Origin of the sequence: Variovorax sp. RCC_210 (assembly GCF_041355175.1) — a bacterium.
Lineage (GTDB): Bacteria > Pseudomonadota > Gammaproteobacteria > Burkholderiales > Burkholderiaceae_C > Variovorax.
Map to the genome: position 1 here is coordinate 967,136 of NZ_JBFUPJ010000001.1, position 21,743 is coordinate 988,878.

Below are 21,743 nucleotides of genomic sequence, written 5' to 3' on the forward strand. Positions count from 1 at the left end.
CGGCCTCGATCCCTTAAAGCGGCAACGTATCGAACGCCGCGTAAGCGGTCGCCAGCCACGACTTCACGCGCTGGCGCTCCAGCAGCCCCAGCGCGTGCACGCCTTCGCGGTCGTTCACGGCCTTCCAGAAGCTGGTGTTCTGCGCATCGATCTTGCGCATGCTCGCGTCGTGCAGGCGGGGCAGGGCAATGACCCGGGCGCCGTTGGCGGTCGCCTTCGAGAGCGACTGCGAGGCCAGCAGCATGCCGAAGTCGCTGCCGCGCCCGTAGTTCTGCACCACGATGTAGTTGGGCCGGTTGCCGAAGGTGTCGATGAGCGAGCCCAGCAGGTCGGTCGAGTCCTTGCCGTCGTCCAGCACGTGCCAGAAATTGACCGTGACGCCGATTTCGGCGAACACGTCGAACAGGTCCGACTCCTTGATCCAGCGCGACAGCGGCGCCAGCGTTTGCGCGGCCAGGTCGACGATCACGCTTTGCTGCGGGTTGGTTTCGAAGCCGTTGACCACGGTGTCCAGGCCTTCGAAGCTGTCGACCACCACCGGCGAGGCGAAGCCTTCGTAGAAGCGGGTGAAGGAGCTGTGCGAGCGGTCGGTGTCGAAGCCCACGAACGGCCGGCTGTGGTCGATGAAGTACTGCGCCAGAACGCGTGCCGTGACCGACTTGCCGACACCGCCTTTTTCGCCGCCGATGAAATTGATGGAGCTCATGAGTTGCTGCTGCCTCGAGTGGGTTGAGGGGGTGACAGGATGGGGGAGGGCCGGTTCATTCTAGGGGCGTGAAACCACAGCAAGGCGTATGCCCGCGAGCGGTCCATGAACGGTCTATGAGCGGCCTACTTCGGCACCAGCGTGAAGAAAGGCATGACCACGCCCATGACCCAGTTCTGCCCGAAGTCCAGCGCGGCCCGGCGGTATTTCTCGTCGGCCTGGGCGGCCAGCAGGTCGAGCCGCGCCACCACCTTCGACAGCTCGCGGTCGGCCACGAGGTTGCGCCCGCGGTCGCTGATTTCGGTGGCCAGCAGCAGCGGCTGGCCGTCGGCGCCGGTCTTGGAAGAGATGAGCCACAGCGAGATCTCGAAATTGCGCGCCGCCCGGAAGCTGTTCTCGGCGTTCACGCCGTCGATCATGGTCTGGTCCCAGGTGTCGCCGTTGGCCTGCTTGAGCATGGTGGCCCAGCCATAGACCAGCGCCGCCACGCGGTCGCCCTGGTAGGGCTGTGAACCCTGCTGGCCGGTGTCGAAGGCCAGGCGGATCGCGTCGATGCCGGTGGCGCCCTTGAGCTCGGGCAGCGGCGGGCCCTTGAGCACGGCGTCCCAGGCGCGCTGGGTGGCTTCGTCCATGCTGGCGGCCGACTTGCGCCATTCGCGCGGGTTGCGCTTGTACAGCGTGCTCTGCACCCGCCGAACCGACTGGAGGTTGTCGCGCAGCGAGAGGTTGGCGATGCGGTTGGCGCCGGACTGCAGCCATTCGTGGTTGACGTAGGGTTCGGCGCGTTCGGTGTCGCGCACCGACGAGCAGCCCGCGAGTCCGAGCAGGCCGATCGCGCCAGCGAGGAGCGCGGAGATTGCAGGGATTGCGGGCACGCGGCGCCGACTTGCGCTCGGGGGTGAAACCAGGGAATCGCTCATGCCCTGACGTTATCATCCACGGCTGGGGCGGCGGCCTGCTGCAAGCTGCAGGCCCGTGCAATTTTCCTTACAAATCAATACCTTGGCGCTACAGCCAAGCCAGGCCGACAAGTCGTGCGTCTTAATTCCATCAAGCTCTCGGGCTTCAAGTCGTTCGCCGAACCCACCAACTTCCTGCTGCCGGGCCAACTGGTCGGCGTGGTGGGGCCCAACGGTTGCGGCAAGTCGAACATCATGGATGCGGTTCGCTGGGTGCTCGGCGAGTCGCGCGCCTCGGAGCTGCGCGGCGAGTCGATGCAGGACGTGATCTTCAACGGCACGACCACGCGCAAGCAGGCCAGCCGCTCGAGCGTGGAGCTGGTGTTCGACAACGCCGACCACCGCGCCGGCGGGCAGTGGAACCAGTTCAGCGAAATCGCGGTGCGCCGCGTGCTCACGCGCGACGGCACCAGCAGCTACTACATCAACAACCAGCCGGTGCGCCGCCGCGACGTGCAGGACGTGTTCCTCGGCACCGGCCTGGGCCCGCGCGCCTACGCCATCATCGGCCAGGGCACGATCAGCCGGATCATCGAGTCCAAGCCCGAAGAGCTTCGCCTGTTCCTCGAAGAGGCCGCGGGCGTTTCCAAGTACAAGGAACGCCGCCGCGAAACCGAGAACCGCCTGGGCGACACGCGCGAGAACCTCACGCGGGTCGAGGACATTCTTCGCGAGCTCAACGCCAACCTCGAGAAGCTCGAGAAGCAGGCCGAGGTGGCCGCGCGCTACAACACGCTGCAGGGCGACGCCACGAAGAAGCAGCACCAGCTGTGGTTCCTGAAGCGCAGCGAAAGCAACGCCGACCAGGCCAAGATCAAGACCGATTCCGAGAAGGCCATCAACGACCTCGAGTCGCGCACGGCCGACCTGCGCCACATCGAGGCCGAGCTCGAAACCGTGCGCCAGGCCCACTACGGCGCGGGCGACACCGTCAACCAGGCGCAGGGCAAGCTCTACGAGGCCAGCGCCGAGGTCGGCCGGCTCGAAGGCGAGATCCGCTTCGTGGTCGAAGGCCGCCAGCGCGTCGAGCAGCGCCTGGTGCAGTTGCGCGAGCAGATGGGCCAGTGGGGCCGCCGCCGCGAAGAGGCCGAGGCCGAGATCGAGACGCTGGCCGGTGCCGGCGTGGACGCCGAAGAGCAGGCCATCCTGCTGGCCGCGCAGCTCGAGGAACACGACGCGCGCATGCCCGAGCTCGAGGAAGCCGTGCAGCGCGCCCAGGACCAGGCCAACGCCCAGCGCACCACCGTGTCGCAGGTGCAGCAGCAGATCCAGGTGCTGGCGGCCGACCAGCGCAACATCGAGGAACAAAGCCGCCAGCTCACGCAGCGCAGCGAGCGCCTGCGCGCCGACCGCAATGCGCTGGCCGCGCCCGACGAGGCCCGCCTGCTCGACATGCAGGAGCAGCACGCCGCCGCGCAGGAGGCCGCCAGCGAAGCCGATGGGCGCCTGCAGGAACTGCAGGAAGCCGTGCCGCAGCTCGACGACGACCGCCGGGCGAAGCAGCAGGCCGTCAACACCGAAGGCGCCCGCCACGCCGAGTTCTCGGCCCGCCTGGAGGCGCTGCGCGCGCTGCAGGAAAAGGTCAAGACCGACGGCAAGCTGGCCCCCTGGCTCGCCAAGCACGGGCTCGACGGCCTGCAGGGGCTGTGGAGCCGCATCCACATCGAGCAGGGCTGGGAAAGCGCGCTCGAATCCGCGTTGCGCGAGCGCCTGGGCGCGCTCGAAGTCAGCCGCCTGGAGATGGTGCGCGCCTTCGGCAACGACGCGCCGCCCGCCAAGCTGTCGTTCTACAGCCCGCCGGCCGCCGGCGCCGCGCAAGGCCCGGCCACGCTGCCGCGCCTGTCGAGCCTGCTGCGCCTGAACGACGCCGGCCAGCAAGCCTTGCTGACCGACTGGCTGCACGGCTGCTACACGGCCGCGAGCTTCGAGGAAGCGCTGGCCCAGCGCGCCACGCTGCAGCCCGGCGAAGTCATCTATGTGCAGAGCGGTCACGCCGTGTCCGCGCACAGCGTCAACTTCTACGCGCCCGATTCCGAGCAGGCCGGCCTGCTGGCCCGCCAGCAGGAAATGGAAAACCTGGAGCGCCAGCTGCGCGCCCAGACGCTCATCAACGAAGAAGCCCGCACCGCGCTGGTCCGCGCCGAAGCCGCCTATGGCGATGCCGCTTCGCGCCTGGTGACCGCCCGGCGCGAAGCCGCGGAAACCCAGTCGCGCGCGCACACGCTGCAGGTGGAGACGCTGCGCATGACGCAGCTCGCCGAGCAGACCCGCGCGCGCAGCGAGCAGCTGGCCAACGACCTCGGCGAGGTCGATGCGCAGCTCGAGGAACTGCAGGAGCGGCGCATGGCCGCCGAAGGCCGTTTCGAAGAACTCGACATGCAACTGGCCGACAGCCAGGAGCGCCATGCGGAACTCGACGAGCGCGTCATCGAGGCCGGCCGCGCGTTGAATGCCAGCCGCGAGCAGCACCGCAGCCTGGAGCGCCAGGCGCAGGAAGCGACGTTCTCGCAACGCACGCTCGAAGCCCGCCGCGCCGAGCTGAACCGTTCCATCGAAACCGCCGCGCAGCAGGTGGTGTCGCTCACCGACGAAGACGAGCGCGCCCGCGCCGAGCTGGGCCGGCTGTCCGACGCCGCCGCGCAGGCCGGCCTGCAGGACGCGCTGTCGCTCAAGCTCGAGCGCGAAGCCGCGCTGGGCGCGGCCCGCAGCCAGTACGACGACCTCACGCTCAAGCTGCGCGCCAGCGACGAGCGCCGCCTGCAGCTCGAGCGCGAGCTCGATCCGCTGCGCCAGCGCATCACCGAGTTCCAGCTGAAGGAACAGGCCGCGCGCCTGGGCGTGGAGCAATACCAGCAGCTGCTGGACGATGCCGGCGCCGACCTCGAAGCGGTCGAGCGCTCGATCGAGACCGACAAGGTCAAGCTCACCGGCCTGCAGAGCGAAATCGACCGCCTCAACCGCGAAGTGGTGGCGCTGGGCGCGGTGAACCTGGCCGCGCTCGACGAACTGGCCATCGCCAGCGAGCGCAAGACCTTCCTGGACGCGCAGTCGGCCGACCTGAACGAAGCCATCGGCACGCTCGAAGACGCCATTCGCAAGATCGACGCCGAGACGCGCGACCTGCTGGGCGGCACCTTCAAGATCGTCAACGAGCACTTCAGCCGCATGTTCCCCGAGCTGTTCGGCGGCGGCAACGCCAAGCTGATGATGACGGGCGACGAAATCCTCGACTCCGGCGTGCAGGTGATGGCACAGCCCCCGGGCAAGAAGAACCAGACCATCCACCTGCTGTCGGGCGGCGAGAAGGCGCTGACGGCCATCGCGCTCGTGTTCGCCATCTTCCAGCTCAACCCGGCGCCTTTCTGCCTGCTGGACGAAGTGGACGCGCCGCTGGACGACGCCAACACCGAGCGCTATGCCAAACTTGTGACCGCCATGAGCCGCGAAACCCAGTTCCTCTTCATCAGCCACAACAAGATCGCCATGGAAATGGCCGAGCAACTGATCGGCGTGACGATGCAGGAGCAGGGCGTGTCGCGCATCGTCGCGGTCGACATGGAGTCGGCGGTCTCGATGGTCGAAGCCGCTTGATCGGGCGGCCATCATGAGCAACCTCACCCTCGCCCTGGCCATCCTCGGTGGCCTCGTTCTCGCGGCCGTCGTGGGCTACGAAACCATGATGTCTCGCCGCAACGCGCCGCGCCAGCCCGACGCGGTCGACATCGCGCTCGACGAAGCCGAGCGCGCCATGTCCGGTGGCGGCGACGGCTCGGAGCCGGTGCTGCACGTGGACCCGAACCAGGTCTCCAGCAACGACCGCCACGAGCCGCTGTTCGACCCCGACCTGCCCGCGCCCAGCGGCGTGCCGGTGCCCACGGGCGAACGCCGCGGCGGGCTCGACCCGCTCATCGACGTGATCGCGCCGGTGTCGCTCGACGGCCTGGCGTCGGGCGACGCCGCCATCGCCGCCATGCCGCCGACCCGGCGCGCCGGCAGCAAGCCGGTGGCCATCGAGGGCCTGAACGAACACAACGGGCAATGGGAGCCGCCCGTGGCCGGCCAGCGCTACAGCGCCTTCCAGGTCGGCGTGCAACTGGCAAACCGCACGGGTGCGCTCAACGAAATCGAGTACTCCGAGTTCGTGGTCAAGGCCCAGGCTTTTGCCGACGCCGTCAACGGCGCGCCCGAATTCCCCGAGATGCTCGACGAGGTGGCCCGCGCCCGCGAGCTCGACCAGTTCGCCAGCGCGCACGACGCGCAACTCGGCTTCGTGCTGCGCGCGCTGCACGCCGCCTGGAGCCCGGGCTACGTGCAGCAGAACGCGGCGCGGCTGGGCTTCGTGGCCGGCATCATCCCGGGCCGCATGGTGCTGCCCACCAGCGAGGCCGGGCTGCCGCCCATCCTCGGGCTGGCCTTCGACACCCAGGCCGCGCTGGCCGACGACCCGGCGCAATCGGCCATCCGCGAACTGAGCCTGAGCCTGGACGTGCCCCAGGTCGACCGCGGCGAGGAGCCGTTTCGCCGCATGCGCGAAGCCGCCGCCACGCTCGCGCGCGAGATGGACGGCGTGGTGACCGACAGCGACGGCCAGTTGCTGCGCGACGAGACCATGGACGTGATCGGCAACGACCTCGAGCAGCTGTACGACACGCTCGATGCACGCGACCTGGCGGCGGGCTCGCCGCTGGCACGGCGCCTCTTCAGCTAACTCCGTTTCTTCGGGAGACACCCCATGACCACGCGCGACGAAGCGGCACGCGAAGCCGCCGCACTGAGCGAACAGCTTCACCGGCACGCCCATCTCTACTACGTGCTCGACACGCCCGAGCTGCCCGACGCCGAGTACGACAAGCTGTTCCAGCGCCTGCAGGCCATCGAGACCGAATTCCCCGAACTGCGCACGCCCGATTCGCCGACCCAGCGCGTGGGCGGCAAGGTGCTCGACGGCTTCACCAAGGTGCGCCACAAGGTGCCGATGCTGTCGATTCGCACCGAGACCGACATCACGCCCGGCGGCGCCAGCGCTTTCGATGCGCGCGTGCGCAAGGAGCTGGGCCTTGCCGAAGACGGGCCGCAGGTGGCTTACGTGTGCGAGCTGAAGTTCGACGGCCTGGCCATGAACCTGCGCTACGAGCACGGCGTGCTGGTGCAGGCGGCCACGCGCGGCGACGGCGAGGTGGGCGAGGAGGTTACGCAGAACATCCGCACCGTGCGCGAGATTCCGCTGCGCCTGAACGGCAAGGCGCCGCCGGTGGTCGAGGTGCGCGGCGAGGTCTACATGAAGCGCGCCGACTTCGACGCGCTCAACGAGCGCCAGCGCGAGAAGATCGCGGCCGGCCAGAAGAACGAGAAGGTGTTCGTCAATCCGCGCAATGCGGCCGCCGGCGCGGTGCGCCAGCTGGACCCGGCCATTGCCGCGGCGCGGCCCCTGAGCTTCTTCGCCTATGGGCTCGGCGAGGTCACGCCAGCGGCCGAAGGCGGGCCGGAGCACCCGACGCAGTTCGACTGGCTCAAGCAGTTCGGCGAATGGGGCTTTCCGGTGGCGGCGCAAACGGCGCGCGCCACGGGCGCCATCGAGCTGATCGCCTTTCACGAGAACATCGGCCGCCAGCGTGATGCGCTGCCGTACGACATCGACGGCGTGGTCTACAAGGTCGACAGCATCGAGCTGCAACGCCAACTGGGCTTCGTCTCGCGCGAACCGCGCTGGGCCGTGGCCCACAAGTACCCCGCGCAGGAGCAGCTGACCGAGGTGCTGGGCATCGAGATCCAGGTCGGGCGCACCGGCAAGCTCACGCCGGTGGCCAAGCTGGCGCCGGTGTTCGTCGGCGGCGTCACGGTGACCAACGCCACCCTGCACAACGAGGACGAGGCCCGCCGCAAGGACGTGCGCGTGGGCGACACCGTCATCGTGCGCCGCGCCGGCGATGTGATTCCCGAAGTGGTCGGCGTGGTGCCCGAGAGCCTCGCCAAGCCAGAGGGCGAGCGCGGCGCGCAGTTCACCATGCCGCACAAGTGCCCCGTGTGCGATTCGGAGGCCGTGCGCGAAGAGGGCGAGGTCGACTACCGCTGCACCGGCGGCCTGTTCTGCGCGGCGCAGCGCAAGGAAGCGATCCTGCATTTCGCGGCGCGGCGCGCGGTCGATGTCGACGGCCTGGGCGACAAGCTGGTCGAGCAACTGGTCGATGCCAACCTGATCCGCACCTTGCCCGACCTCTACAAGCTGGGCTTCGTCACGCTGGCCGGACTCGACCGCATGGCCGAGAAGTCGGCCAAGAACCTGGTCGACGCGCTCGAGGCGTCGAAGAAGACCACGCTGCCGCGCTTCCTGTTCGGCCTGGGCATCCGCCATGTGGGCGAAACCACCGCGAAGGACCTGGCCAAGCACTTCGGCAAGCTCGACGCGATCATGGACGCCACCGAAGAGCACCTGCTCGAGGTGAACGACGTGGGCCCTGTGGTGGCGCAAAGCCTGCGCACCTTCTTCGACCAGCCGCACAACCGCGAAGTGGTCGAGCAGCTGCGCGCCTGCGGCTTGAGCTGGGAAGAGGGCGAGCCCGCCGCCCGCACGCCCAAGCCGTTGGCGGGCCTGACCTTCGTGATCACCGGTACCCTTCCTACGCTGAGCCGCGACGAGGCGAAGGATAAATTGGAGGCGGCGGGCGCGAAGGTGTCCGGCTCGGTCAGCAAGAAAACCCACTATCTCGTGGCCGGCGAAGAGGCCGGCAGCAAGCTCGACAAGGCACGCGACAACGGCGTGGAGATCATCGACGAGGCGCGTATGCTGGAAATTCTTGCCAACGGCGTCCCGGCACCATGAGGTAGCGGCAGGCTCTCTTTACCGGCCGTTACGCCACTTCATCGCAGCGCAGTCAACAGGGTCTACAACCTGACGTTGAAAGTTAATCGAAGGCCACAAGGAGAGTCCCTCATGCAAAAAATTCGAATTCTCGGTGCGTGCGTTGCACTCGGCGGCGTTGCGCTGCTGAGCGGCTGCGTGGGTGTTCCTGGCGACCCGTACTACGGGGGCGGTGGCTATGCAACCGGGGGCTACTCCTCGGGGCCGTACTACAGCGAGCCGGCGCCGGTCTACGTGGCGCCCGCGCCTGTGTACATCAACGGCGGCGGCTACTACCAGCGTGACCGTCGTCCTTACTACGATGGTGGCCGGCCCTACTACGGCCGCCCGGGTTATCCGGCGGTGCGACCGGGTACGCCCGCCGTGCGGCCGCCGGGCAACGGCTGGGGCGGTGGACGTCCGAACGTCGGCGTGGCGCCGGTTCGTCCGGGTGCCGGTGGCGGGCCGGGCTCCATTCCGCAGCCGCCGCGTGGTGCTGCCCGGCTGATGACCTCGCCGGACTCGCAGGGCCAGACCCCTCCGTGATCCAGTTCGGGCCGACGTGAACCGGCCTGATCCGATTCGGCAAGAGGAAGACAAGGGTGTGAGGCTGTCGCGATAATTCCGCCATGGCCATCCACGAAATCCTCAAGATGGGCGACCCCCGGCTGCTGCGCATCGCGCAGCCGGTCACCGCCTTCGACACCGACGAACTGCACCTGCTGGTGCGCGACATGTTCGAGACGATGCATGCCGTCAACGGTGCGGGGCTGGCGGCGCCGCAGATCGGTGTCGACCAGCAATTGGTCATCTTCGGCACCGATGTCGTCAACCCCCGCTACCCCGATGCACCGCCGGTGCCCCGCACCGTGCTGCTCAACCCCGTCATCACGCCGCTGGGCGACGAGGAAGAGGAGGGTTGGGAGGGCTGCCTGTCCGTGCCGGGCCTGCGCGGCGTGGTGCCGCGCTTCGCCAACATCCGCTACACCGGGTTCGACCTGTACGGCGACCCGATCGACCACGTGGCCACCGGCTTTCATGCGCGCGTGGTGCAGCACGAAGTCGATCACCTGTTCGGCAAGCTCTACCCGATGCGGGTGCGCGATTTCTCGCGCTTCGGCTACACCGAGGTCCTGTTCCCGGGCCTCGATGCGGCCGACGACGATTGAGCTACGCCAATTGCCTCAGTTGTACTTGCTGCTGAGCGCGAAACGCCCGCCGCCCATGAAGGCCAGGGCCAGGGCCGCGAACAGGAACATGCCTTGCAGTTCCAGCGCCCAGCCGCCTTGCTTGCCGAGCGAGGTCAGGTCCTTCATGTGGACCAGCGCGAAGGCCACCAGCATGTTGATCGCCACGATCCACGCGGCCGGCCGGGTGTAGAGGCCGATGATCAGCAGCACGGGCGCCACCACTTCTCCGATGTAGACCAGGTAGGCCAGCGCGCCCGGCAGCCCATGCTGGGCCAGCATGCCCGAGATGAAGCCGACGCCGCCTTGCAGCTTGGCGATGCCGTGCAGCAGGATCAGGACGCCAAGCGAAACGCGCAGGATGAACTTGCCGGTGTCGTCGGATTTGACCATTTTGTGTAGGTTCCAGAGGAAGTGTTGAGAGGGCCGTATGGTAGTGAAGCTTCGGCGTTTTCAGCGAGTCTTTTGGCGCCCGCTGGCGCGCATATGCATCCAACCCGGAGTTCTTTGGCAGAGTCCGGCATCGGCCCGTACACTGCCTTTTGCTTACTGTTGAGGAGAACACCAATGAACAAACGAATCCGTCCGGCGCTGCTCGCGGCCGCCTCCATCGTGGCGATGGCCGCCGTCGCACCGGCCTTCGCCGGCAAGACGCTCGACGCCGTCAAGCAACGCGGCACCGTCAAGTGCGGCGTGACCAACGGGGTGGCCGGGTTCTCCGCGCCGGACACGCAGGGCAACTGGTCGGGCCTGGACGTGGACACCTGCCGCGCCATTGCCGCGGCCGTGCTCGGCGACGGCAAGAAGGTCGACTTCGTGCCGCTCAATTCGCAGCAGCGCTTCTCGGCCCTGCAGGCCGGCGAAATCGACATCCTCGCGCGCAACACCACCTGGACGCTCACGCGCGACGCGTCGCTGGGCTTCAACTTCACCACCATCACGTACTACGACGGCCAGGGCTTCCTGGTGCCGAAGAAGCTGAAGGTCACGAGCGCCAAGCAGCTGAAGAACGCGACCATCTGCACGCAGTCGGGCACCACCAACGAGAAGAACGTGTCGGACTACTTCCGCGCGCAGGGCATCCCGGTGAAGACCGTGGTGTTCGAGAGTTTCGAGGCTTCGTTCAAGGCCTTCTTCTCGGGCCGCTGCCAGGCCTTCACGACCGACGCTTCGGCGCTGGCCGGCCTGCGCAACAAGGAAGCCCCCAACCCGGACGACTACCTCATCCTGCCTGAGCTGATTTCCAAGGAGCCGCTGGCGCCGCTGGTGCGCCGCGGTGACGACGAATGGTTCGCCATTGCCAAGTGGGTGCCCAACGCGCTCATCGAGGCGGAGGAAGCCGGCGTCACGCAGGCCAACGCCGACGAGCTCAAGGCCAACAGCAAGGACCCGGCGCAGCAGCGGCTGGTCGGCACCGGTGAAGACCTGGGCAAGCTGCTGGGCCTCGACAAGGAGTGGTCGTTCCGCGCCATCAAGGCCGTGGGCAACTACGGCGAAGTGTTCGAGCGCAACGTAGGGCCCAAGTCGGTGCTGAAGCTGCCGCGCGGCTCCAACAACCTCTGGAGCAAGGGCGGGCTGATCTACGCACCCCCGGTGCGATGAATCTGCGCACCTCCGGTGCGGTGAGCCCTCGGGCCTCGCGCCGCGGCGCCTGGCTGGCCTGGGCGGTCCAGGCGCTGCTGGTGGTGGCCGTGTTGGCCGGCGCTGCCTGGGTGGTGCACCACGCGCTCGAAGTGCTTCGTGCGCGCGGCGTTCGCTCCGGCTTCGACTTTCTGACCGAGCCCGCGGGCTTCTCCATCAGCGAAGGCTGGCTCGACTTCGATGCGGGTCAGCCGTCGTGGCGCGCCTTTCTCGCGGGCCTGATCAACACGGTGCGCGCCGCCGTGCCCGCCGCCATCTTCTCGGTCGTGCTGGGCACGCTCATCGGCATCGGCCGGCTCGCGCCGCACGTGCTGCTGCGCGGCATCTGCACGGCCTACGTCGAGCTGCTGCGGAACGTTCCGCTGCTCGTGCAGTTGCTGATGCTGGCCTTTGCCATGGCCAACCTGCTGCCCGACCCGACCGAGCCCGTGCGGCTGCTGCCGGGCGTGTGGCTGAGCAAGGGCGGCCTCAGCGTGCCGTGGCCGGTGGCGGGCGAGGGCGGCTGGTGGCCCACGCATTTCGAATTTCCCGAGCGCGGCGACTTCGGCGTGAGCGGCGGCGCCGCGCTGAGCCCCGAGTACGTGACCATCGTCGCGGGCCTGAGCTTTTACTCGGCCGCCTTCGTGGCGGAGATCGTGCGTGCCGGCATCCTGTCGGTGTCGCAGGGGCAGGTGCTCGCGGCGCAGGCGCTGGGGCTGTCCTCGGGGCAGCAGCTGCGCATCGTGGTGCTGCCGCAGGCGCTGCGCGTGATCGTGCCGTCGCTCACCAACCAACTGCTCAGCCTCACCAAGAACTCGTCGCTGGCGGTGGCCGTGGGGTATCCGGAGCTGGTGTCGGTGGCCAACACCACCATCGGCTCGAACGGCCGCGCCTTCGAGTGCATCGCGATCATCATGGCGATCTACCTGCTGCTGTCGCTGCTGATTTCCTTCGGCATGAACCGCTACAACGCGCGCGTCGCCTTGCGGGGCTGGCAATGAGACGCGTGGCGCAAGGGCCCATCGCGTGGCGCAGCGAGCTCTGGGGTTCGCCGCTGCGCTCGCTGGCCACGTTGCTGCTGCTGGCGGTGCTGGCGTGGGGCGGTTTCCACTTCGCCGAATGGGGCGTCGTGCATGCCGTGTTCCGTCCCGACGCCGAAGCCTGCCGCACGGTGCAGCACGGCGCATGCTGGGGCGTGGTGGCCGAAAAATGGCGGCCGATGCTGTTCGGCCGCTTTCCCTATGACGAGCAATGGCGCCCGGCCATCGCTGTGGTGGTGCTGTCGGCGGTGACCGTGCTCAGCGCCTGGCCGCGCAGCTGGCGCTGGTGGCTGGCGCCGCTGTGGGTAGTGGCGCTGCTGCTGTTCGTCGGGCTGATGCGCGGTGGCGTGCTGGGCCTGGCGCACGTGCCGACCAGCCGCTGGGGCGGCCTGCCGCTGACCATCGGGCTGGCGGTGGTCGGGCTGGCGCTGGCGTTTCCGCTGGCGCTGCTGCTGGCGCTGGGGCGGCGCTCGGGCTGGCCGGTGGTACGCACGCTGAGCGCGAGCTACATCGAGCTGGTGCGCGGCGTTCCGCTGATTTCGGTGCTGTTCATGGCCTCGTTCCTGTTGCCGCTGCTGTGGCCGGCGGGCTGGCAGCCCGACGTGCTGGTGCGCGTGCTCGCGGGGCTCACGCTGTTCGTGGCGGCGTACCTGGCGGAAATCATTCGAGGCGGCCTGCAGGCGGTGCCGCGCGGCCAGACCGAGGTGGCCATGGCGCTGGGCTTCGGCCGCTGGCCGGTGCAGCGCGACATCGTGCTGCCGCAGGCGCTGCGGCTCGTGGTGCCCGCGCTGACCAACAGCGTGGTGGGCACGCTGAAAGACACCTCGCTGGTCACCGTGGTCGGCCTGTTCGAGCTGACCGGGGCGCTGGGCCTGGCGCTGGGCGGTGACCCGACGTGGCGGCCGTTCTACCTCGAGGGCTACCTCTTCATTGCCGCGGTGTACTGGGTGCTGTGCTTCGGCCTGTCGCGCTACAGCGTGTGGCTCGAGAAGCGGCTCGCGGCCGCGCCTTGAGCTGCGGTACACTCCGGGCCTTCATGCCGAGCCACAACACCACCCCCGCATCCCACGCAGCCCTGATGGCTCGCATGATGCCGCCTGCCTCCGCGCAGGCGATGGTTGTTGCTCGAATGATTACCACCATTACCACCGCGGTCACCTGACACGCGCAGGTGGCCGTTCCGGCAGCCACCTGGTATCGCTCTCTCCCCGAACGAATGAACCCAGCTCTGGCAGCTGGGTTTTTTGTTTTTTCGTCTGGAGATGTCCATGTACCGCGATCCCGTTGAATCCCTCGAGCCCTTGCACCGCGTTCCCGCGGCCACCCGTACCCTGCGCGTGGGAATGATCGGCATCGGCACCGTGGGCCGCGGCACCTTCCGCGTGCTGGCGCGAAACCAGGCCGACATCGCGGCCCGCGCCGGCCGGACGATCGAGCTGGTGATCGTCGCCGCGCGCAACCTGGCGCGTGCCGCCGACATCGTGGGCCCGGGCGTGCCGCTGACCGACGACGCCATGCACGTCGCCACGCACCCCGACGTCGACGTGGTGGTCGAAGTGGCCGGCGGCACCGGCGCCGCGCGCGACTGGGTGCTGGCCGCCATTGCGCACGGCAAGCACGTGGTCACGGCCAACAAGGCGCTGCTGGCCGTGCACGGCACCGAGATCTTCGCCGCCGCGCGCGAGAAGGGCGTGGTCGTGGCCTACGAAGGCGCGGTGGCTGTGAGCATTCCCATCATCAAGGCGTTGCGCGAGGGCCTGGCGGCCAACCGCATCGAATGGGTGGCCGGCATCATCAACGGCACCACCAATTTCATTCTCAGCAAGATGCGCGACGAGGGCCTGGACTTTGCCGCCGCGCTGGCCCAGGCGCAGGCGCTGGGCTACGCCGAGGCTGACCCAAGCTTCGACATCGAAGGCATCGACGCCGCCCACAAGCTGAGCCTGCTGGCCGCCAACGCCTTCGGCATGCCGCTTCGCTTCGACGATGCGCAGGTCGAAGGCATCACGGCCCTGCAGGGCGTGGACGTGGCCTGCGCCGAGCAGCTGGGCTATCGCATCAAGCTGCTGGGCGTGGCGCGCCGGCAGGCCGCGGGCGTCGAGCTGCGCGTGCAGCCTGCGCTGGTGCCGGCCGACCACCTGATGGCGCATGTCAACGGGTCGATGAACGCCGTCATGGTCAAGAGCGACGCGGCCGGCCTCACGATGTACTACGGCGCGGGCGCAGGCTCGGAGCAGACCGCCTCCGCCGTCATCGCCGACCTGGTCGACGTGGCGCGGCTCGACGGCGTCGCTGCCGCGCAGCACGTGCCGCACCTGGGCGTTCATGCGCATGCAACGAATGCGCTGGGGGTGCTGCCGCGCGCGGCGGTGGTTACCTCGCACTACCTGCGCGTGCCGGTGGCCGCAGTCAGCCACATCCAGGCTGTTTCGGCCTGCCTGGCGGAGCAGCGCGTGCCGGTGCGGCAGGTCGCGCTCGCGGCCGAGAAACCGGGCGTGGGCCCGCAGGTGCTGGTGCTGACCGGCCCGGTGGCGCAGGGCACGCTCGACCTTGCGGTGCATGCGCTGCAGGCGCAAGCCGATGTGGTGGGCCCGGTCGTGAGCTTGCGGGTCGAAGCGCTGGAAGGCTGAAGAAGAAGGCGCTCAGGCCGTCCGGTCTTGCAGCCCTATCGCGATGGCATCGCGCCGGGGCGGCTGCGTGGCCAGGCTCACGGCCGCGACCACGGCGGCGTTGATGGCCATCGCAATCAGCCCGGCCTCCCACTGCGGCACCACCGCGGCCCAGAAATTGGCCGCAAACGGCGCCAGCAGCGCGACGAACCCCGCGACCAGCCCGGCCAGCACGCCGATGGCGATCGTGCGTTTCCACAGGAACCCGAGGAACACGCCGGGCGCGAGCATGCCGATGGCGGAATACGCGTCCAGCAGTATCTTCACCAGCGAACCCTTCTGGCTGATCGACAGCCACACCGCAACGGCAGCGAACACCACCAGCGAGCCGCGCGAAAGCGCCAGGGACCGGCGCTCGCTCATGCCGGGCCGAAACGGCTGCACCACGTTGCGCGTGAAGATGGAGCCTGCCGTCAACAGCAGCAGCGAGCCCGGCGCCAGCGCCAGCAGGAAGCCCGTGCCGGCCAACAGCCCGACCGTCCATGCCGGATAGCGGTCCGACACGAACTGCAGCAGCGCCGCGTTCAGGTTGCCGCCCGGCGGCTGCGTGCCGGCCAGCAGCGCCGCGAAGCCCAGCAGGATGATGAAGAAATACGCCAGCGAGTACAGCGGTTGCCAGATGGCGTTGCGCCGGATGGCTGTGGCGCTGTGCGCCGCATAGGACATCTGGAACAGATGCGGAAACACCCAGTTGCCCAGTGCGATGTTGATGGCCGAGGTCATGAGCCAGATCGCCGTGGTGGGCGAGTTGGCATCCAGGCCCGGCAGCTTGCCGATGTTGGGGTACTTGCTCTCGGCCATCGAGAACAGGTCCATCAGCGAAGCCGCGCCGACCTTGCTTGCCACCGTCGCGCTCAACAACACGACGACGACGACCATGAGGATGTCTTTCACCCCGGCGGCGAAGGCGGCCGAGCGCATGCCCGCCGCGAACACGAAAGCGATCATCAGCACGCCGGCGCCGAGGGTGGCGGCTTCGCTCGAAATGCTGTTGCCCAGCGTGAGCTGCACGATCAACCCAAGGCTCACGAGCTGGATCTGCACGTACACCACCAATGACGCGATGCCCACGACGCCGGTCAGTACGCCGAGCCAGGGCGCGTCGTAGCGCGCCGCGAAGAAGTCCGGCTGTGTCAGCAACCGTCCGAGCCGGCCCGCGCGCCAGATCTTCGGCATGAGCCAGTAGCCGAGCGCGTAGCTCATCGAGACCGAACAGAAGGCGAGGTAGGCCGGCGCGCCGAGCGCCCAGGCATAGCCCGAGATGCCGAGCACGGCGAAGGTCGTGTAGACCTCGCCCGCGTTCATGAACCAGAACACCAGCGTGCCCAGGCTGCGCCCGCCGACGGCCCAGTCCGCAAAGCTCTTGCCGTGGCTTGCGCGTCGGCCATAGGCCATGGCGCCGGCGACGGTGGCGAGCAGGATCGCGAGGACGATGGCCGGCTTCATGGTGCGCCGTCCTGGTGGGTTGCTGCGTCGGCCTCGATGCTCTTCGCGAGGAAGTCGGCCTCTTCGGCTTCCACCCCCGCCCTGGCGTCGAGCCAGAACACGATGGCGATCACCACGCTGGTCAGCACGATGCCCGCCATTTGCCAGAACATCGGAAAAGGCATGCCGAGAGGGGAGACCGAGATGTCGTTCACCGCAGGTGCCAGGCAGGCTTGCCAGACGAAGGGGAAGGCCAGGAGCCATCGATGGCCCAGGCGGTAGGGCTTGCTGCCGCGTGCGGGAAGTGGATCGATCATTTCTCTGCCTGTGTAAAGTGTTAATGCACAAAAACTGGCAGAGTGTGAGCCGGAAATGCCTTGTTTTACAAGCTGGAGTTTGCCTATTTTTTAACAAACTGAGAATGAATGAAGAATTGCAGATGCACCGTTGTCGTACATTCATGTATTGCTCATAATTGATCGAAAATGAAGCCAGACTGCACACCCGACAGGTCGAACCGATGATCGGCGAACGATTGAAAGAACTGCGAACGGCGCGCGGCCTCTCCTTGCGCGACCTTGCCGCGCAGGCAGGCGTGTCGGCCACGCTGTTGAGCCAGATCGAGCGTTCCGTCACCGACCCGAGCCTGGAGACCATGCGACGGCTGGCCGGCGTGTTCGGCGAATCGGTTTCTTCACTGTTCATGGCGGCCGCGCCTCCCTCGGTCTGGATCAGCCGTCCCGGAAAGCGCTCGCTGCTCACCGCGCCCAAGGGGCAGGTCGGCTACGAGCGCCTCACCGCCGGCAACGGCCAGCTCGAGGTGCTGCGCGCCGTGCTGCAGCCCGGCCAGGTGTCGGCGGACGAGCCGCGCGGCCACGAATCCACCGAGTGCGTGTACGTGGTCGCGGGCGCGCTGGTGGCGCAGATTGCCGGCGTCGACTACCCGGTGCTGGCGGGCGAGAGCATCTCGTTCGACTCGCGACTGCCGCACCGTTACCTGAACCAGTCGCAGGCCGCCACGGAAATCATCCTGTCGGTGACGCCGCCCAACCCCTGATCCCACGAGGCATCCATGACCCCCGACACCAGTTTCACGCTCCACGACCTGCGCGTCGAAGTGGTCGCGCCCGAGGGCGCCCGCATCTATTGCGGCGCCAAGGTGGGCGACCATTTCGAGCTGCGCGGCGAGATGCTGCACCTGCCCGAGGGGCAGGGCTTCTCGATCTATTCGCTGGGCGCCTTGCTGCCATTGCTGGCCGCCAAGCAGCGGCCCACCGACGCGAACGACTGGATGAGCACCGACGCCGAGGTCGCCTGCCCGGACCCCAACTGCCCGTCGCGCTTTCGCATCACCCGCCTGGGGCTGCGCGCCTTTCGCCATGCCGACACCACGGCGGTTGTCCATCCTTCGAACGAGAACTCATGACTCCCTCGCACCACCGCATCGAACTCGCCCCCGGCTATGAAATCTCCCGCTTGCTGAAGGGCGGCTGGCAACTGGCCGGTGGTCATGGGGACGTGGACCATGCACGCGCCATCGCCGACATGGCGGCGTACTACGAGGCCGGCATCACCACCTTCGATTGCGCCGACATCTACACGGGCGTGGAAGAAATGATCGGCGACTTCCGCGCCGACCACCTGCGTCGCCATGGCCGCGACAGCCTGTCGCGGCTTCGGGTGCACACCAAGCTGGTGCCCGACCTTGCGGTTCTTGCGCGCATCGACAAGCGCCAGGTCGAGCAGATCATCGACCGGTCGCTCACGCGGCTGCGCATGGAGCGGCTCGATCTGGTGCAGCTCCACTGGTGGGACTACAGCGTGCCGCGCTACCTCGAGGTGGCGCACTGGCTCGGGGAGCTGCAGCGCGCCGGCAAGATCGACCGCGTGGGCGGCACCAACTTCGACACCGCGCATGCGCGCGAGCTTGCCGATGCGGGCATGCCGCTTTTCAGCATGCAGGTGCAGTATTCGCTGCTCGACCAGCGGCCTGCGCCGCTGATGACGCCGTACTGCGAGCACGCAGGCATGAAGCTGCTGTGCTACGGCAGCCTGGCGGGTGGCTTCCTGTCGGAGCGCTGGCTGGGCGTGAGCGAGCCGGGGCAGTCGTTCGAGAACCGGTCGCTGGTCAAGTACAAGCTCGTCATCGACGACTTCGGCGGCTGGGACCTGTTCCAGCAGTTGCTGGAGGCGCTCAAGCAGGTCGCGCTGCGGCACGGCGTGTCGATCTCGACGGTGGCCATGCGCTGGGTGCTGCAGCAACAGGCCGTCGCGGCCGTGATCGTCGGCGTGCGTCGCGGCGACCACCTGGCCGACCACATGAAGGTGATCGACCTGCAACTCGATGCGGCTGACCTGGCGCTGCTCGAGACGGTGCTGTCGCAGCGCAGCGCGCCCAGCGGCGACGTCTACGCCGTCGAGCGCGACCTCGAAGGCCGGCACGGCCGCATCATGAAGTACGACCTGAACGACAAACCGCACTGAGTTCGGCGTAACCCGTGAGCGGGTCGTGCTTGCGCGCGAGCTGCCAATCGGGCAGCAGGGCGACAAGAATCTCCGCCGTGGTACGCACCACGCACCCCGGCGCCGCATGCCCGCCGAAGACGCGGCCTTCGCTGTTCGACACGCTGATGTGAATGTGCGACCCATCGGGCGACAGGCTCCCCGCCAGCGTGAGGACTTCGAGTTTTCCCTCGATGCGCGTCGGCGTCTCGGCCCCCGCGAAGCGCACGCTCGCCCCGTGCAGGCTGCCGATGCCCGACACCACGAACGCACCCTGTGCGCCGGCCTGCGTCAGCGCGGCATCGAGCGCGGCGCGCAGGTCGTCGCCCGGGTTCAGCCGCAGCACCAGCGTCTGCATGCGCTCAGGCGCCCGAGAGCGCCCCGTCGACCACGTGCTGCGCTTCTTCAAGAATGCGCGCCAGGTGCTCCTTGCCCTTGAAGCTCTCGCCGTAGATCTTGTAGATGTTCTCCGTGCCCGAAGGCCGCGCCGCGAACCAGCCGTTTTCCGTCACGACCTTCACGCCGCCGATGGCCGCGCTGTTGCCGGGCGCATGGCTCAGCACCTGGACGATCTTGTCGCCCGCAAGTTCGGTCGAGCCGATCTGCGCCGGCGACAGGCTGGACAGCTTCTTCTTCTGCTCGACCGTGGCCGCCGCGTCCACCCGGTCGGACACCGGCTGGCCCAGCGCCTGCGTCAGCTCGGCATAGCGCTCGCCCGGGTCGCGCCCGGTGCGCGCGGCGATCTCGGCCGAGAGCAGGGCGGGCACCATGCCGTCCTTGTCGGTGGTCCACACCGAGCCGTCGTGGCGCAGGAAGGTCGCGCCCGCGCTCTCTTCCCCACCGAAGGCCAGCGAGGCATCGACCAGTCCGTCGACGAACCACTTGAAGCCCACCGGCACCTCGTACAGCTTGCGGCCTAGCCGCGCGGCGACGCGGTCGATCATCTGGCTGCTGACCACCGTCTTGCCGACCGCCGCCTGCGCCGGCCATTGCGGGCGGTGCATGTACAGGTAGTCGATCATCACGGCGAGGTAGCTGTTGGGCTGCATCAGCCCGCTGCTGCCCGCGACGATGCCGTGGCGGTCGTGGTCGGTGTCGCAGGCAAAGGCGATGCCGAAGCGGTCTTTCAGCGCAATCAGCTTGTGCATCGCGTCGGGGGAGGACGGGTCCATGCGGATGCGGCCGTCCCAGTCGAGCGACATGAAGCGGAAGGTCGGATCGACCTCGCGGCTCAGCACGTTCAGGCGTGAGAGCTTGTAGCGCTCGGCAATGGCCGGCCAGTAGTTCACGCCCGCGCCGCCCAGCGGGTCGACGCCCAGGTCGACGGTGCCGCCGCGAATGGCGTCCATGTCGAGCACCTGGGCCAGGTCTTCGACGTAGGTGTTCAGGTAGTCGTGGCGGTGCGTGGTCGCGGCCTTCAGCGCCTGCGCGAGCGGCATGCGCTTCACGCCTTCGAGCTTGTCGGCCAGCATCTTGTTGGCCGCGGCCTCCACGGCGGAGGTGATGTCGGTGCCCGCCGGCCCGCCGTTGGGCGGGTTGTACTTGAAGCCGCCGCTCTCGGGCGGGTTGTGCGAAGGCGTGATGACGATGCCGTCGGCCAGCCCGGTGGTGCGGCCGCGGTTGTAGACCAGGATGGCGTGCGACACGGCCGGCGTGGGCGTGTATTCGTCGTCCTTGGAGATCATCAGCTGCACGCCGTTGGCGGCCAGCACTTCCACCGCGCTGGCGAAGGCCGGCGTGGACAGCGCGTGCGTGTCGATGCCCAGGAACAGCGGGCCGTCGATGCCCTTCTGCTTGCGGTAGTCGCAGATGGCCTGGCTGATGGCCAGCACATGCCATTCGTTGAAGGCGTCGTCGAACGACGAGCCGCGGTGCCCCGAAGTGCCGAAGGCCACGCGCTGGCTGGCCACGGCGGGGTCGGGCCGGCCGGTGTAGTAGGCCGAGATCAGGCGCGGTACGTTGACCAGCAGGTCGAGCGGGGCGGGTTGGCCCGGCTGGGGCGAGAGGGGGGTGGAGGCTTGGCTCATGTCGAAGGAAAGTCGAAGTTGATCAGGTCGCCGATGCGTTCGATGGTGATGTCGGCGGGGGCGTAGGCGGCAATGGCCTGCGCGTCCAGCGCATAGTGCCCTTGCCGCACGAAGACCGTCGTCAGACGCGGCCCCCAGATGGCCTTCATGGCCGAGAGGATGCGCAGCTTGTCGTCGATCATCACGTAGTGCTTGCCCGGATGGCACTGCTCGATGGTGTCGAGCATCTGCTCCTTGTGCACGTAGATGAGCACGCGGCCCTCGGTGGCCTCCCACAGGCCCGAGCGCTGCACCTTGCGCGGCTGGAACACCACGTCGCCGTCCGACAGGATCACTGTGGGCCCATGGCGGCGCAGGTGCTTCAGCGCCTCCAGCGCGCCGGGGTAGAGCCGGTCGGCAAAGGGGTAATCGATGAGAAAGCCCGACATCAGCAAGAGCCGCGAGTCGCTCATGCCGCGGCGGCTTTCCTCGGCGCGGTAGCGCTGCAGCGCGCCCAGGTAGTCGACGTAGCCAAGCTCGCTGCGCAGCTGCTCGAAGACGGTCCAGTAGCGGTTGGCGCTGTCGGCGCCGAAGGTCGCTTCAAGGTGCGCGCGAAGGTCGGCGATGACGCGGTCGTTGTCGAGCAGGGTGTTGTCGACGTCGACCAGGAAGACGGTGGAAGCAATGGACGAGGGTTGCTGCTGGGTCATGGACAGTGCGAGAAGGTGAGCTGCAAGCTCGGGTGCGACCCGGGCCACGGACCCGGGTGCGAACTTCGGTTTCAGCATACG

20 protein-coding genes are annotated in these 21,743 nt (G+C 68.1%); 12 read left to right on the plus strand and 8 right to left on the minus strand.

The features are described from left to right. Positions 1–13 precede the first annotated feature (13 nt). Together AB6807_RS04730 and AB6807_RS04735 are read right to left on the minus strand one after the other, a co-directional pair. Positions 14–706, minus strand: a complete 693-nt coding sequence (locus AB6807_RS04730) for a mobilization protein (RefSeq protein WP_116909003.1) — start codon at positions 704–706, stop codon at positions 14–16. A gap of 125 nt (positions 707–831) precedes the next feature. After that, positions 832–1,581 carry a hypothetical protein gene (locus AB6807_RS04735; RefSeq protein ID WP_371083678.1) on the minus strand — a complete coding sequence of 250 codons (750 nt, stop codon included), beginning with the start codon at positions 1,579–1,581 and terminating at the stop codon, positions 832–834. A gap of 159 nt (positions 1,582–1,740) precedes the next feature. On the opposite strand from AB6807_RS04735, the gene smc reads away from it, so the two are divergent. The 5 genes from smc (at position 1,741) to def (ending at position 9,672) form a co-directional block, all read left to right on the plus strand. After that, complete coding sequence (gene smc / locus AB6807_RS04740) at positions 1,741–5,256, plus strand: chromosome segregation protein SMC (RefSeq protein WP_116909005.1); 3,516 nt, start codon at positions 1,741–1,743, stop codon at positions 5,254–5,256. Positions 5,257–5,269: 13 nt separating this feature from the next. Then, entirely contained in the window at positions 5,270–6,373 is a 1,104-nt protein-coding gene (locus AB6807_RS04745) for a cell division protein ZipA C-terminal FtsZ-binding domain-containing protein (RefSeq protein WP_116909006.1), read from the plus strand. 24 nt (positions 6,374–6,397) lie between these two features. Continuing rightward, entirely contained in the window at positions 6,398–8,485 is a 2,088-nt protein-coding gene (gene ligA / locus AB6807_RS04750; RefSeq protein ID WP_371083679.1) for an NAD-dependent DNA ligase LigA, read from the plus strand. 111 nt (positions 8,486–8,596) lie between these two features. After that, on the plus strand, positions 8,597–9,049 hold the full coding sequence (locus tag AB6807_RS04755) for a hypothetical protein (protein ID WP_116909008.1): 453 nt from the start codon (positions 8,597–8,599) through the stop codon (positions 9,047–9,049). Positions 9,050–9,132: 83 nt separating this feature from the next. Beyond that, positions 9,133–9,672 (plus strand): peptide deformylase, encoded by a 540-nt coding sequence (def, locus tag AB6807_RS04760; RefSeq protein WP_371083680.1) that lies wholly within the window; start codon positions 9,133–9,135, stop codon positions 9,670–9,672. 15 nt (positions 9,673–9,687) lie between these two features. Here def and AB6807_RS04765 read toward each other — a convergent pair whose 3' ends face one another. Continuing rightward, the gene (locus AB6807_RS04765; RefSeq protein ID WP_093056930.1) at positions 9,688–10,083 is read right to left on the minus strand and encodes a DoxX family protein; all 396 of its coding nucleotides are present in this window, start codon (positions 10,081–10,083) and stop codon (positions 9,688–9,690) included. A 174-nt stretch (positions 10,084–10,257) separates the two neighbouring features. Here AB6807_RS04765 and AB6807_RS04770 point away from each other — a divergent pair, with 174 nt between their 5' ends. The 4 genes from AB6807_RS04770 to AB6807_RS04785 all read left to right on the plus strand — a co-directional run bounded on the left by AB6807_RS04770 (position 10,258) and on the right by AB6807_RS04785 (position 14,980). Then, positions 10,258–11,292 carry an amino acid ABC transporter substrate-binding protein gene (locus AB6807_RS04770; protein WP_371083681.1) on the plus strand — a complete coding sequence of 345 codons (1,035 nt, stop codon included), beginning with the start codon at positions 10,258–10,260 and terminating at the stop codon, positions 11,290–11,292. A gap of 20 nt (positions 11,293–11,312) precedes the next feature. Continuing rightward, positions 11,313–12,311 carry an amino acid ABC transporter permease gene (locus tag AB6807_RS04775; RefSeq protein ID WP_371084150.1) on the plus strand — a complete coding sequence of 333 codons (999 nt, stop codon included), beginning with the start codon at positions 11,313–11,315 and terminating at the stop codon, positions 12,309–12,311. Then, on the plus strand, positions 12,308–13,363 hold the full coding sequence (locus tag AB6807_RS04780; RefSeq protein ID WP_371083682.1) for an amino acid ABC transporter permease: 1,056 nt from the start codon (positions 12,308–12,310) through the stop codon (positions 13,361–13,363). Before AB6807_RS04775 ends, AB6807_RS04780 begins: the two co-directional genes overlap by 4 nt. A 255-nt stretch (positions 13,364–13,618) precedes the next feature. After that, a complete protein-coding gene (locus AB6807_RS04785; RefSeq protein WP_371083683.1) occupies positions 13,619–14,980 on the plus strand; it encodes a homoserine dehydrogenase in 1,362 nt (453 codons plus the stop codon). 12 nt (positions 14,981–14,992) lie between these two features. Here AB6807_RS04785 and AB6807_RS04790 read toward each other — a convergent pair whose 3' ends face one another. Further along, the gene (locus tag AB6807_RS04790) at positions 14,993–16,465 is read right to left on the minus strand and encodes a sodium:solute symporter (RefSeq protein ID WP_371083684.1); all 1,473 of its coding nucleotides are present in this window, start codon (positions 16,463–16,465) and stop codon (positions 14,993–14,995) included. After that, positions 16,462–16,761: a DUF3311 domain-containing protein gene (locus AB6807_RS04795; protein WP_371083685.1), complete on the minus strand. Its 300-nt coding sequence runs from the start codon at positions 16,759–16,761 to the stop codon at positions 16,462–16,464. Before AB6807_RS04795 ends, AB6807_RS04790 begins: the two co-directional genes overlap by 4 nt. A 203-nt stretch (positions 16,762–16,964) precedes the next feature. Here AB6807_RS04795 and AB6807_RS04800 point away from each other — a divergent pair, with 203 nt between their 5' ends. Genes AB6807_RS04800 through AB6807_RS04810 form a run of 3 tightly spaced genes read left to right on the plus strand, consistent with a single transcriptional unit; the run spans position 16,965 to position 18,928 of the window. Next, positions 16,965–17,501, plus strand: a complete 537-nt coding sequence (locus AB6807_RS04800) for a helix-turn-helix domain-containing protein (RefSeq protein WP_116909015.1) — start codon at positions 16,965–16,967, stop codon at positions 17,499–17,501. Between the two features lie 15 nt (positions 17,502–17,516). Further along, entirely contained in the window at positions 17,517–17,870 is a 354-nt protein-coding gene (locus AB6807_RS04805; RefSeq protein WP_116909016.1) for a TIGR04076 family protein, read from the plus strand. Beyond that, positions 17,867–18,928 carry an aldo/keto reductase gene (locus tag AB6807_RS04810; RefSeq protein WP_371083686.1) on the plus strand — a complete coding sequence of 354 codons (1,062 nt, stop codon included), beginning with the start codon at positions 17,867–17,869 and terminating at the stop codon, positions 18,926–18,928. Before AB6807_RS04805 ends, AB6807_RS04810 begins: the two co-directional genes overlap by 4 nt. Here the strand turns inward: AB6807_RS04810 and AB6807_RS04815 are convergent. Genes AB6807_RS04815 through AB6807_RS04825 form a run of 3 tightly spaced genes read right to left on the minus strand, consistent with a single transcriptional unit; the run spans position 18,894 to position 21,662 of the window. Next, positions 18,894–19,304 carry a PPC domain-containing DNA-binding protein gene (locus tag AB6807_RS04815; RefSeq protein ID WP_371083687.1) on the minus strand — a complete coding sequence of 137 codons (411 nt, stop codon included), beginning with the start codon at positions 19,302–19,304 and terminating at the stop codon, positions 18,894–18,896. The genes AB6807_RS04810 and AB6807_RS04815 overlap by 35 nt on opposite strands. Before the next feature lie 4 nt (positions 19,305–19,308). Beyond that, positions 19,309–20,973 (minus strand): phosphoglucomutase (alpha-D-glucose-1,6-bisphosphate-dependent), encoded by a 1,665-nt coding sequence (gene pgm, locus AB6807_RS04820; protein WP_371083688.1) that lies wholly within the window; start codon positions 20,971–20,973, stop codon positions 19,309–19,311. After that, positions 20,970–21,662, minus strand: a complete 693-nt coding sequence (locus tag AB6807_RS04825; protein WP_371083689.1) for an HAD family hydrolase — start codon at positions 21,660–21,662, stop codon at positions 20,970–20,972. Before AB6807_RS04825 ends, pgm begins: the two co-directional genes overlap by 4 nt. Positions 21,663–21,743: the final 81 nt, after the last annotated feature.